This is a genomic window from Paenibacillus sp. 203, from assembly GCF_037027525.1.
Classification (GTDB): Bacteria; Bacillota; Bacilli; order Paenibacillales; family Paenibacillaceae; genus Paenibacillus; species Paenibacillus polymyxa_B.
Genome location: NZ_JAXCHD010000013.1, coordinates 67,871 through 81,750, shown reverse-complemented (window position 1 = coordinate 81,750; position 13,880 = coordinate 67,871). Strand labels below are relative to the sequence as shown.

The following is a 13,880-nucleotide window of genomic DNA, read 5'->3' as shown; positions in this document are numbered from 1 at the left end:
CCCCCGGTAAGATCGGTGAAAACGGGCCTTTCTTGAAGCCTTAATTTTTAAATATAAGAAGCCTGAAGGAATGACATTCCTAGGAGTGTCGTGATTTGAGGTTTTAAAAACACACTCATAAACATATGGGTGTGTTTTTTTGATGTTGAGGATGAGTCGTTCATGCCATTAACAGAATTTTATTATGATTAAGTAATTCGCCATATTCCTCTTCATTGATTGAAAGTATCACAGATAACAAGAAGATGTAACATTTTTCGCAGCTTATTACGTTAATGTAGACACCTTAACATACTTAAGAGTATTCTTATGTGTACTTAAGAGGGACCCCATCGCAACCAAAACTAATGAATATGAAGTATATAAAGGAGGCCCATATATATGAAGTCTCATACCTCTGACCGTATTAAAATCCCGCTAGGATTGTGGGCAGGATTATGTCAGTTAGGGTTTGGCGCCCACGACGTAGCTCGCAAAGCACGATTGCCGATCACCATTAGTACTGAAACAGTAGTCACTACCGCTCAATATTTCGCGATCTGGCAGGCATATTCTGATCTCATTGGTGACACTGCACAAGGAATCATCAAGCTTGCGACCGTCTTTGATACAGCGAAGTACCCACCGACTGTCTTAGCGACTTACCACGCTCGGGACTACCGCGACGCTCTAAACCGAATGGCTCGGTACAAACAACTGTGTCCCCCGGAAAACCTACACATCACTGAGAAGGGCGAGCACTGTACAATTGATCTGGAATGGCTGTCTCCCGAGCAATCTGGTCCGTCGATGCTGGTGGGTATTACGCTGGCTTGTCTTCTGGAGATTGGACGCCGGGGGACAGGTCAACCTTTGACAGCGCAGCTTGTTGAATTTTCGCACTCCATGGGCGATGTACAAGCCCTTGAAGCATACTTCGGCTGTCGCATCCGAATTGGTGCAAAATGTAACCGATTGACGCTACATCGAAGAGATCTGGACCGTCCCTTTGTCTCGTACAACAAAGAGTTGCTGGAAATCCTGACTCCTGCTCTGGACCGATCGTTGGATGAGCAGCAGCGCAGCCGCTCAATTACTGAAATGGTCAAATGGATCATGAAACGTAGCCTTACAGGAGGGCGTCCTGACATTCAGGCTGTGGCGAAGGAGCTCAGTATGAGCGATCGTACCTTGCAGCGCCGGCTTACTGACGAAAACACGAGCTTCAAGCTTCTATTGGCACAAGCTAGACATGAGCAGGCACGAGAGTACTTGGCAGACCCCTCGCTCGATATTAAAGAGGTGGCATTTTTGATTGGATATGAAGACCAGAACTCGTTTTACCGTGCCTTCCGCCTATGGGAGGGTGATACACCTTCAAATTGGCGGACTGAGCATTTAGGTACAAACTCGATATCAGGAGCACGTTAGGACTGCCTAATGAGTTTTATCATTTGGCGTGTTAAACAAGAACTTTGGCGCAATATGCTAGTTACTGGACAATCCAGACAAGTTAATATAATCACTATCCAGAGCTCAAGACTGTTTTAAAAAAGGAGAAGTGTATTATGGATATGGGATTAAAATATAAAACAGCTTTAGTTACAGGATCAACGAAAGGCATAGGTAAAGCAACTGCCATTGAACTAGCCAAAGAAGGTGTTAATGTACTAATTAATGGACGAAATTATGAAGAGGTAGAACGAACTATAAATGAAATTAAGTCAAATTTCCCAGCTACCTCCCCTCAAAATGCGACAGCCGATATTGTGGATATTGGACAAAGAGAAGCTTTATTTGAAAAATACCCTAGTATTGATATTTTGGTTAACAATACGGGCATTTATGAAATTATGCAATATGAGGACGTAGACGATGAAGTATGGGAAAAATACTTCCGTACTAACGTTCTTGCTGCAAATGGATTATCAAAATTTTATTTACCTAAAATGTTGAAAAATGATTATGGCCGCATTATTTTTATTGCGAGTGAAGAAGCAATTATGCCTTCAGGACAAATGCCGCAGTATTGTATGACAAAATCTATGTTGTTATCATTGTCAAAAAGCTTATCTAAATTAACAATAGGGACAGAAGTTACAGTCAATACGATCATGCCAGGACCAACACTCTCTGAGAATGTGCACCAAATCATTGAGAGTATGTATCCTCATGAAGATATGACTTTTTCAGAAAAAGAGAAAGATTTTATGGTTACAAACCTGCCTCAATCTGAAATACAGCGATTTATCAAGCCTATTGAAATAGGTAGACTAGCTACATTTGTATGTAGTCCTTATGCATCTGCATTTAAAGGTTCGCCAATCCGTATGGATGGAGGAATGGTACCGACTATTTATTAACGCTTGTGGAGAAGCTTGCTGAAATTAGCGCTGACATTGTGGAACATTATAATAAGATGAAGTCAAATATTATTCGAGGGTAGGATGAGGATCATGAACCATTTTGCTATGTATGGAAAGTTGACGGCACGTCCAGGGCAAAGGGACGCTCTTGCAGACATCTTGCTAGAAGCGGCCGATCTGTTGAAGTCGAATAATGACTGCTATTTGTATATAGTCAATGTGTCAGACGACGACCCGAATGCGGTGTATGTAACCGAACTGTGGAAAGATGCAGATGCCCATGCAGCCAGCCTTAAGAACGAAGAGGTACTGGCGTCGATACAACGCGGCCGACCGTTGATTATTGGAGCGGAGCCCATTAAACTACGTGCTCTAGGGGGAAAAGGCCTGTAGGGCCATGATGCAAGTGCTGCTACCACTGCAGCCGATCACTCGGTTGTTTTTAAGCTAACCAGCAGGATAGTCCTAATGAAACGCTTTTGTAATATATGAAAGGTTGGCAGATAAAATTGGCCCTGGTATAATAAGGGTAATTCACTAAGGAGAGATTTTTTTGTCTGGAGCTGTTCTTTACTAATCCAATTCCATAAAAAGAGGTTTTCATGCACCTACTATTCGTCTGCCCAATTTTTGTATTACGGGTGGGGATTTGAAAGCTTCGGAATAGTTAAGAACAACGGATACTATCAGATCCTTAGGGATACCTGTTATAATGAGTCCAATCCGTGCTGGTTCAGCGCGGATTTTTTTGTGGCTAAATAGCAGGTGATATGAGGGTAGGAATGACGTATGTTCATTCCTGCCCTTTTCTAATTTTAGCAAAGGGGGATAGAAGGGAATTACTCCAATTTGGTCAAATACAACCAGACTTCTTGAATGAAAGATTCAATCTAAGTAAGTAGAAAGGTGGACAATACATGAAACTTCAAACGAATCGGCTCCTATTAAAAACACTTGATCTTAATTTAATTGAAGCAGCAGCCCGACGTGATATAGGTGCTATTGAAGCTTTGGGTTATAAAACCAGTGATGAATGGCCGGGTCCTGATTTCTTTGAAGCTTTACCTTATTTTCGAGAACTTTTGAAAAAGAATAATGGCACTAGAGGTTTTGATTCTTGGATCATTGTGGAGAAGGATACCCAAGAAATTGTTGGAGGGATTGGTTTTTTAGGAGATCCTGATCAGAACGGTATGATTGAGATCGGTTTTGCAACGAATGAAAGTCATCGCCGCAAAGGCTATTGCTATGAAGCCGCTCAAAAATTAATAGAGTGGTCCTTAAATCATGAAGAAGTCCAAATCGTAATGGCAAGATGCGTACCTGACAATAACAGCTCTAAGAATTTGTTATTGAAGTTAGGATTTCAAATTGATCACAAAGATGAAGAATTGCTTTCTTGGAAATATCAAATGAAGAAAGTAGGAGGGGGTCAGCAGAAATGATCCGGCGAGATCTAGATGACGTAGATTTCATAAAATTTAATGGGGCCTAGTTCGATTACATGCTCAAGGAGCTATCGAAAAATTTGACTTTGCAGAAAGGAATGCGAGTGTTGGATTTGGGTTGTGGGACCGGACTTACTTCTATCTATCTGGCGCAAAAGTTTGACATAACCGTATTTGCTGTCGATTTATGGATTAGTGCAACTGAAAACTATAGAAGATTCAGAGAGTTTGGTTTGGAAAGCCAAATTATCCCCATCCATGCAGATGCCTGCCACTTGCCTTTTGCAGAGCAATACTTCGATGCAGTCATAAGCGTAGATATGTATCAATATTTTGGAGCGAAGAGCTCCCCAGTCCTATGGGGTGTAATTCGCTAAACTAACTAAAAATGATAGTTCAACGCTACCAAAAACAGCCGAGCACTCGGCTGTTTTTTAACTAACGGGCAGATTACACTAATGCAGATTCCTCATCGCATGAAGCGGTTAATCGATGCTAGGGTCGAACGTACAGGCTTAGGTCAAAAGAGTAAAAAGCGAGAACGGCCCATGAAGGCCTCCACAAGTTTTCTCAATTCCCGACGGGTCTACCCGAATACGGAGAGGCTTTAGAACTTGTATCCATAACATTTTTTAAACACAGATTGTCGATATTTAAAAATACTGTTTAACAGTGCTTTTTTCTCTCTAATATCATCATTTTCTTTTGAAATGCCGATATAAAATTGAGTCTAGAGAACTATTTTATACATAAATTTTACCTAAAGGAAGTGGAAAGAGATGTTTAAAAAGAAATGGCTTATCACCCCGTTGGTTGCGACGACACTGTTTTTCGGTCAATCTGCATTCGCGGCAAACACGTTTCCTGATGTGGAAGGAACAAAATATGAATGGGCTGCCGAATCGATTCGTTCCATGGTCGACAAGGGCGTTGTCAAGGGCTATGCAGATGGGACCTTCAAGCCAAGCAAAACCATAACGAAAGCGGAATTTGTACATATGTTTCACAAGCTTTTTCCAGAAATCAATCATTCTTCCGGCGAACCTTCCGACTTTGTGGATGCGCGTAAACACTGGGCGAATAAAGATTTTGCAGCAATATTCAACGGGGACTACGTCTGGCCGTATGCTGAAAGTGTTGGCGGGAAATATCCAAACTATCAATTCTATGTCAAACCTGACAAACCATTGACCCGCTGGGATGTGATGATGATCGCCTCTCTTCGGACAGATTATACCAATCAGACGCTTCATCCTGAGATTGAGGAAGTGATTTCCGCAGCTGCGCAGTACAAGGATATGAAAGTTCGTCAGGCCAATTACAATGACAATTTCTCGGCCTACTATCCGGTGCTGTACATCGACAAGACTGGAGAAGAGTACAACTATGATGGAGATTCCCAGGATCAAAAGGCAGAAGCATTCTACACCCTAACCAAGATGGGAGTCCTTACTGCTAATGAAGGATACCTTCACCCAAAAGCGCTAGTCACACGGGCTGAAGCTGTTACCATTTTACAGCGTTTGTACGAAGCTACAACGAAGTCAGTGGAGGATCGACACTAACCGCTTGCGTATTGTAGCCATCAAGGAGACTGTCTACATAAGGAGATAAACCGCTTTGGAGATTTCTACTTATTTAGTTACGTATCTATGACGACGCCTAACCGTCGATTACTGTCGAATGAAACAATGTATAAAAGTCGCCAAATTGGCGGCTTTTTTGTTTTAACGATAGATGCCAGTCAATAGTTTAGAATATGAAATTTTCATGTAAATTCATTAAAAAGATGAAAACAATTCCTTTTTTTAAGCAAAAGAGGGTATTGTTTTTGTTTATAAAATATATGTATTATATATCACTGTACTTTAATTCAATTTAATGTTTATAATAAATTAATAGCCTTAATCTATGTTTTACTACACTCATCTATGATGCTGAAGTTTCTAAGTATCAAGCCTGAACTTCCAGCACTCTCCATTTTTTTTACACTTCCAAGTCTACTTACACACTTTTTATTTCTAACTACATCATGAAACTCAAAAACGATTTACTTTAACATGTCGATTACTGTTTGTTTGTGGCAAGACATTTTGTTGTTTTTGCTGTATCTATTTTAAATACATAGGAATGTGAACATCTGGATCCCATAAAACATTTGTTTTACCGCTTTTTTTATGGTGAGGAAAGGGGTTGGACATGAACCGCATGACTTTGCTTTTTTCGGGACAAGGGTCTCAATATGTCGGGATGGGAGCGACATGGCATGATGGTTTTTCAGAGGCAGGTCACATTTTTGAAGAGGCTGCTGATATTTTGGGGTATGATTTGAAAACTTTATGTATGGAAGGACCCATCTCTCAATTATCAAGAACATCCTACACCCAGCCTGCACTACTCACGATCAGTGTAATCGCATTCAGACGTTACATGCACGATGTTGGGATTATTCCCCAATTTTCGGCAGGGCATAGTTTGGGTGAGTACTCTGCATTGGTATGCAGCGGAGTCTTGTCGTTTGGCGATGCTTTGCGGGTGGTGCAAGAACGAGGACGCTTTATGGAAGAAGCCTCAGAGGCCGGAGTGGGTTGCATGGTTGCTGTTCGTGGGGCTGATTTAAATCTACTAGAAGAGCTGTGCGATCATTATGCCGTAACCAGTCAGCCTATTACCATCGCATGTTATAACTCTTCCTATCAATACGTCGTTTCTGGTCATCATGCCTCTGTTGCTGCGGTGGCGGGACAATTAGAGCAACGCGGGTTCCAAATTACCCGTTTGCAGGTAAGCGGCCCTTTTCACAGCCCGCTTATGCAGCATGCTGCTGACCGATTAGCATTGGAACTGCAAAAATATACGTTTCATGAACCACTGTGGCCTGTCATTTCTAATGTCACAGCACTACCATATACGGATGCCAACAGCATTCGTCAAGGTTTGCATTTGCAAATGATCCGTCCAGTGCGGTGGATACAAACGATGCAGTATATGGAGAAACATGGGGTGAAGCAGGGGATTGAATTAGGACCGCGAACGGTGCTGAAAAACTTGGCAAAGGAAACAAACATCGCTTTTGAGGTGCTTTCCTTGGACAGAGACTTGGATCGGATTGAACTGGAACGTCGTTTTTCGATCCGTGATTGGTTGGTCAAACCGCTGGCGCTGGCGGTGTCTACACCCAATGCCAATTGGAATGAGGATGAGTATCATAAGGGGGTTATTTTACCTATTCGCAGGTTGGAAGAGTTACTCAAAAGCATAGAATCGGGCAACTCTTCTTCTGCTTATGAACTAAGACGCGAAGCGCTGGAGTGTATTCGCCTGATATTGCAAACCAAACAAGTATCTGCAGGAGAGCAGGAGGAAGTTTTAGACCTTTTGAGGAGGGATCAGGATGGAACAGTTTCAAACTTTAATTGAAATCATTCAGGACCGAGCCAGTAGAGCTGAAAATGGGATTATTTTCATTTCGGGTGATACACAGGAGGAGTATGTAAGCTACAGTCAACTTCTGGAGCAAGCACTGCAGGTGCTTCATCAATTGCAGGAAAAAGGAGTACAGCCCGGTAATAAGCTAATTATGCAAATTGAAGACAATCATACCTTTGTGAATGTGTTTTGGGGCTGTCTGCTCGGAGGAATCGTCCCCGTACCTGTAAGTATCGGGAATAATGATGAACATAAAATGAAGCTGTTTAAAATCTGGAGTACCCTTACTTGCCCTTATATGATTGCGGATCATAAAGTACTAGAGCAGCTAGAAAAGTATTCTCACCAGCATGAGATGCTGGATTTCTTTGATTCTGTAAAAAAAGCGACCTTTTCTAGTCATGATTTTGATTATTCCGATCAGAACAAAGGGGCCATACATGAATCCAGACCGGAGGATTTGGCGTTTATTCAATTTTCCTCTGGTTCGACAGGTGATCCTAAGGGAGTCATGCTGACGCATGAGAATCTCGTATACAATATTCGGGATATCGCCAGTCAAACGGGAATGACTTCAAGTGATGCGTATCTGGGCTGGATGCCACTCACACATGATTTGGGGTTGATCGCTTTTCATTTAACTTGTGTCATCGCCCATGCCAAGCAACTCATTATGCCAACAGCTCTTTTTATAAGACGTCCTTCATTATGGCTAAAAAAGGTGTCGGAGCATAAGGTGACTCAAATCTGTTCTCCTAACTTCGGCTATAAATTTTTCCTTGATCAATATAAATCCAAAACAGCGGATAACTGGGATTTGTCAAGTGTTCGTATGATTTTAAATGGGGCTGAGCCCATATCGGTGGAGCTTTGCCATGTATTTATGGAAGCCATGAGTGTACATGGATTAAATAAAAATATCATGTATCCTGTATACGGCTTGGCAGAGGCCAGCGTAGGTGTTTCCACTCCACCTTTGGATAAAGATAATTTTGTTACCATTCATTTAAATCGGCAGCAGTTGCATGTAGGTGAACCTATAGAAGAAGTAGATTCATCCGATAAGCGTTGTCTTACGTTTGCGGATTTGGGCTACCCCATGGCCAGCACTTCCGTTCGCATTTGTGATGAGCAAAATCAGGTGCTAAAGGACAATGTAATCGGATACACCCAAATTCGCGGCAAAAATGTGACTGCCGGGTACTATAACAATCCCGAGGCTACCGCAAAGGTCAAGACAGAGGATGGCTGGCTTATTACCGGTGATTTGGGTTTTATGAGAAACGGACGACTAGTGATTACAGGCAGAGCCAAGGATATTATTTTCGTGAACGGCCAGAACATTTATCCGCATGATATTGAAAGGATTGCAGAGGAACTGGACGGGGTGGATCTGGGGAAAGTAGCTGTCTGCGGTGTACATGATGCACAAACTAGACAGGATCGTATTGTTGTTTTTGTGATGCACACGAAAAAAATAGAGTTATTTTTACCACTAGTCCAAAGGCTGAAAAGCCATTTGAATTATCGGGGAGGATGGCATATTCAAGATGTAGTTCCAATCCGCCGTGTTCCCAAAACTACTAGTGGAAAGGTTCAGCGCTACAAGCTAGCTCAGAGCTACGAGCAGGGAGAATTTGATGCAGTATTGGCATCCCTGGCGGAGGCCACTCAAATTACACAGGTAGCGAACCATGCCCCTATTCATCAAGGTGAGATCGAGCAAAAACTGATTGGGATTTGCCAAGCTATTTTAAATGTACAGTCAATTGGAACGGAAGACAGCTACTTTGATATCGGCGTAACTTCCTTACAACTCGTTCAGATCGCGGACCAATTAGAGGAACAACTCGGGATTCATATTGAGGTAACGGACTTCTTCTCTTACCCGACTATCGCCAAGCTAGCTGGATATATATCCAGTCAGGATTTAGGTCATAAGGTGATTACAGCACCGCAACCAGAATCCAAAGAGGAGGTAGAGGACCTGGATATTGCTATCATTGGCATGTCCGGCAAGTTTCCTCATGCGGATACACTGGAGCAGTTTTGGGCGAATGTAGCTTCCGGTACAGACCATATCAGTCCATATAGCGACGAAAGAAAAAAGGATGCCGAAGCTTTTATTTCCCGTCTGAATATGGAAGGGAGAAACATGCAAATCGCCGAAGGTGGCTATCTGGATGAAGTGGACAAATTTGACTACACCTTCTTCAAGCTAACTCCACGGGAAGCTTCTCTGATGGACCCGAATCAACGTTTATTTCTGCAAACTGCTTGGAGCACGATTGAGGATGCAGGCTATGGAGGAAAACAGCTGTCGGGGAAAAAGGTAGGAGTGTATGTTGGATTCTCCAAAACCAGCTTTGAATATGAACGATTGTTGTCCGAAGTGGAGCCAGGGGCGATTCCAAACTTTGGCATAGGCAATCTTCCGTCCGTTATCTCCAGTCGGATTGCGTATTTGCTTGATTTAAAAGGCCCGGCACTGACCATTGATACGGCATGCTCCTCGTCACTCGTGGCGGTACATTTGGCGTGTAAGTCGATTTTGAATGGAGACTGCGAGATGGCTTTGGCCGGTGGAGTGAAGACCATTTTGCTGCCGTTGAAAGCTGGCATTGGCATGGAATCCTCCGATGACCGGGCACGAGCATTCGACGATCAGTCGGACGGCACAGGCTGGGGAGAAGGCGTTGGAGCCGTTCTCTTAAAGCCGCTTCGTCAAGCGGAAAAAGACGGAGATCACATTCTGGGTGTGATTAAAGGAAGCGCGATTAATCAGGACGGCAGTACGATTGGAATTTCCGCGCCCAATGCGCTGGCTCAATCAGAAGTCATTTCGCAGGCGTGGCGTGATGCACGGATTGATCCCGAGACAGTGAGTTATATTGAAGCTCACGGTACCGGCACCAAGCTAGGCGATCCCGTTGAGATTAAGGGCATTACCCAGGCATTCCGCAAATTTACACAGCGCAAGCAGTTTGTGGCGATAAGCACAGTCAAAACGAATATTGGGCATTTATACGAAGCTGCTGGGATTGCGGGATTGATCAAATGCGTGCTGTCAATGAAACATCAGCAGATTGCACCGCTCGTTCATTTTCGCACACCGAACAGGAACATCCATTTTGAAGAATCTCCGGTGTATGCCAACACTAGACTGAGGGAATGGAAGACAGACGGATTCCCGAGAAGATGCGGGGTGAGTTCCTTTGGCTTCAGCGGGACAAACTGTCACGTGGTGCTGGAAGAATATATAGCGAAAAAGGGTGCGGACCAAGAAACCACCGACCGAAAAAATGGATCATCGCCATTGCTGCTGACACTATCGGCGCGAACTGAAGGAGCTTTAAGCGAGTTGATTGCACGGTACGTGGATCGCTTTGAACGTGAGGAAGAATTGCCGATGGAGGATGTCTGCTATACAGCTAACACAGGCAGAAGTCACTTAACATATCGAGTGGCTGTGATAGCCGAAGGAGCGAAGGCCCTGAAAGCGAAATTACATCAGCTTCATGAGCAGGGCAAGGCCATTGAAGGTGTATACATTGGGAAAGTAGATAGTAGTGGTGGTACAGAAACAGCCGTCGGAAGCTCGGACACTTTGCAAGCACTGGAGCAAGTAGCAGTGAAGTACGTTCAGGGGGCACAAATAGATTGGGACACGCTATACGCAGGTCACCCGTACAAAAGGATTTCGCTGCCTACGTATCCGTTTGAAAGGAAAAGGTGCTGGATTCATGTTCCAGAACAGGTGCGAGCGGAGCAGACTACACCCGTTTATAAAAATACTATAGTAAGGGAGTCTGAAATTATGGGGAATGAGTATTCGACGTCAGTGTCGTTTACTGAACAGCATAAATCTTCCATTCAACAAAAATTAGCGAAAATGATCGGTAATGTGTCACAACTTAGTCTTGAGGAACTGGAACCGCAAACACATTTTCTAGAACTAGGGCTGGACTCCATTAATTTGTCCCAGGTCCGCCACAGCATCAAGGATACATTCGACCTGGATGTCCCAATGAATGAATTTTTTGAATCGCTGACCACGCTCGAATTGTTGACTAGCTACGTTGCAGATCAGGTGAGTTCCGTTTCTGACGAGGCAGCAGTTGGTGCTCCTGAAAGCCAACCGAAAATACCCCTTAATCGGGTAGATGCTACTACAGTATCAACCTGGACAGGGCAGGATTCCAGCGAAATTGGTACATCGACTCATGGAATAGTTACGTCCGGGCAAGAGCCATTTCAAAGCACAACAGTTATAGCGACTTCTGCTGGTATCGAGCAGATTTTGCAGCAGCAGCTGCACGTGATGTCACAGCAGCTTGATGTGCTCCGAACTCAACCGACTCCTCCGACATCCGTTTCTCAATCATTTCAACCGGAAAGGGATTTGTCGTCAGCAAATAGAGGAAGCGCAGAGATCATTGAAACCAAACAGGAAGTCGCAACTGCATTAGCTACTGTTTCACCGGTACTAGCTGTTCCGAAGAAGACAGGCCATGAAGCAAAACTGTTTACGCCTTATAAAAAGCTGGAGGTCAAAGCCCATGAATTGCTTTCACACCGACAAGAACAACATCTGCAAGAGCTGATTGAGCGCTTTACTGCTCGGACGCGAAGCACCAAGCAGTACACTCAGCAGTATCGGTCTGTCTACGCGAATAACCGTAATGTAGCTGGCTTCCGGCCTATTTTAAAGGAAATGGTCTATCAAATTGTATCTCAACGTGCAGACGGGTCCAAAATTTGGGATTTGGATGGGAATGAATATGTAGATTTGACCATGGGCTTTGGTGTTAATCTGTTTGGACACAATCCAGCCTTTATCCGTGAAAAAATTGAGGCAGAGCTAAAGAACGGCATGTGTGTCGGACCTATGTCCAACATGGCAGGACAAGTCGCCGAGAAGATTTGCAAGCTGACCGGTGTAGAAAGGATCGCTTTGTACAATTCCGGCACTGAGGCGGTTATGGTTGCTCTTCGTTTGGCGCGTGCTGCCACCGGGCGAGCCAAAGTAGCCATTTTTGCCGGCTCCTATCACGGTACATTCGATGGGGTGCTTGCGTTGGGTAGCGCTGGCAACAATAAGGAGCATTCCACACCTCTTGCGCCTGGCATTTTGCAGCACATGGTGGACGATATCGTTGTACTTAACTATGGAACGGATGAATCGCTGGATTATATACGCACACATGGGCATGAGCTGGCTGCTGTGCTTGTGGAACCAGTGCAAAGCCGTCGTCCCGATTTTCAGCCGAAAGTCTTTTTGCAGGAGGTTCGCCAATTCACGGAGCAATCCGGTACAGCTTTTATTTTTGATGAAGTGATTACAGGCTTCCGAATTCAACCGGGAGGCGCTCAAGCGTGGTTTGATGTACAAGCTGACCTTGTGACCTACGGTAAAGTTATTGGCGGAGGGATGCCGATCGGTATCGTAGCAGGGAAAGCCGCCTTTATGGATGGGATTGACGGAGGCACCTGGAGCTTCGGAGATAATTCCTATCCTCAGAATGAGCACCGGCGAACCTTTGTAGCTGGTACGTTCTGTCATCACCCGCTGGCGATGGCGGCATCCCTAGCAGTGTTGAATTATTTGGAAAACCACGGCGAACAGCTGCAAAATCAGTTGAACAGCCGTACTTCGGCGTTGGCAGCAGAGTTAAATAGTTACTTTACCCATGAGCAGATACCCATGAAGATTGTTCACTTTGGTTCACTATTTCGCTTCGTACTCAAGGGTGATCTGGAGCTTTTCTTCTATCACATGCTGGAAAAGGGTATTTACATCTGGGAAGGGCGGAATTGCTTCTTGTCGACCGCTCATACGGAGGAAGATATTGCGCGGATCATACAAGCTGTCAAGGACAGTGTAGATGAGCTGCGTAAAGGGGGCTTCTTGCCTGATCTGACCCCGATCGGGAAAGGCCTAGGTCCAGGTAAGCGAAGTGTGTATATAGCTGACCCTTCAGAAGTATCGACAGTGGATGTGGATGAAACGGTCATTCCACTAACCCCGGATCAAAGGCAGTTCTGGTTCGCTTAATGTCAAGAAACGAAGTGACTTCTTAACATACGAACTTATATTAATGTGAGACGTTAAGTGAATTGGCCAATCCCGTATTATTTTGCCGAAAAATTAAGTAAAGTGCACCTCGGCGTCTTTACGCTCCAAATTTGATAAAATGTCAGGTTCTATTCTTAGGACTTGGCATTTTTAGTAGTGCGGGTACCAATTATAAAAAAGCCAGTGGAAGAAAATCGCAATTGGGCTGTGAGGCTGCGCTGAATCGACAACAAAGGTCATATTTTGCAAGTGGTTGTAATCGCACGTAAAGGGCAGAGCAACCATATTAAAGCCTTTGAGTCTTTAATTTGAGCTTTGAGTGTCGTGAATTTTAAAGTTTATGAGGACGCATGTCAGCGGGTAAAAGAAAAGATTTGAGTTTTTAAGAATCAATACTGGAAAAAAACTATATCCTGCATAATAAGTTGAATAAAAGAATTTAGCCATTAATGGTTTAATAAAACAAATTAGATCCTCGCTTTAACAGATGGATAATTATATTTTATTAGTATGAAGATGGTTTTCTTATACAGTGGACCGTTCATATTTACCTTCCTATGAGAGAACTCTATCTCTACCCCT

At 43.8% G+C, this 13,880-nt stretch carries 8 protein-coding genes; all 8 read left to right on the top strand.

The features are described from left to right. Nucleotides 1-381 precede the first annotated feature (381 nt). Nucleotides 382-1,410 carry a helix-turn-helix transcriptional regulator gene (locus WA407_RS22815; protein ID WP_254329844.1) on the top strand — a complete coding sequence of 343 codons (1,029 nt, stop codon included), beginning with the start codon at nt 382-384 and terminating at the stop codon, nt 1,408-1,410. A 137-nt stretch (nt 1,411-1,547) separates the two neighbouring features. Beyond that, nucleotides 1,548-2,342 carry an SDR family NAD(P)-dependent oxidoreductase gene (locus WA407_RS22810; protein WP_235306340.1) on the top strand — a complete coding sequence of 265 codons (795 nt, stop codon included), beginning with the start codon at nt 1,548-1,550 and terminating at the stop codon, nt 2,340-2,342. 93 nt (nt 2,343-2,435) lie between these two features. Further along, nucleotides 2,436-2,738 (top strand): putative quinol monooxygenase, encoded by a 303-nt coding sequence (locus WA407_RS22805; protein ID WP_028541298.1) that lies wholly within the window; start codon nt 2,436-2,438, stop codon nt 2,736-2,738. Nucleotides 2,739-3,262: 524 nt separating this feature from the next. Further along, nucleotides 3,263-3,790 (top strand): GNAT family N-acetyltransferase, encoded by a 528-nt coding sequence (locus tag WA407_RS22800; RefSeq protein WP_254329845.1) that lies wholly within the window; start codon nt 3,263-3,265, stop codon nt 3,788-3,790. An 83-nt stretch (nt 3,791-3,873) separates the two neighbouring features. Then, a complete protein-coding gene (locus tag WA407_RS22795; protein ID WP_254329846.1) occupies nt 3,874-4,170 on the top strand; it encodes a methyltransferase domain-containing protein in 297 nt (98 codons plus the stop codon). Nucleotides 4,171-4,572: 402 nt separating this feature from the next. Beyond that, on the top strand, nt 4,573-5,358 hold the full coding sequence (locus tag WA407_RS22790) for an S-layer homology domain-containing protein (RefSeq protein ID WP_254329847.1): 786 nt from the start codon (nt 4,573-4,575) through the stop codon (nt 5,356-5,358). Nucleotides 5,359-5,992: 634 nt separating this feature from the next. Further along, a complete protein-coding gene (gene fabD, locus WA407_RS22785) occupies nt 5,993-7,213 on the top strand; it encodes an ACP S-malonyltransferase (RefSeq protein WP_336078443.1) in 1,221 nt (406 codons plus the stop codon). Then, a complete protein-coding gene (locus WA407_RS22780; protein WP_336078442.1) occupies nt 7,188-13,277 on the top strand; it encodes an aminotransferase class III-fold pyridoxal phosphate-dependent enzyme in 6,090 nt (2,029 codons plus the stop codon). The genes fabD and WA407_RS22780 overlap by 26 nt, the downstream gene beginning before the upstream one ends. The last annotated feature ends 603 nt before the right edge of the window (nt 13,278-13,880 follow it).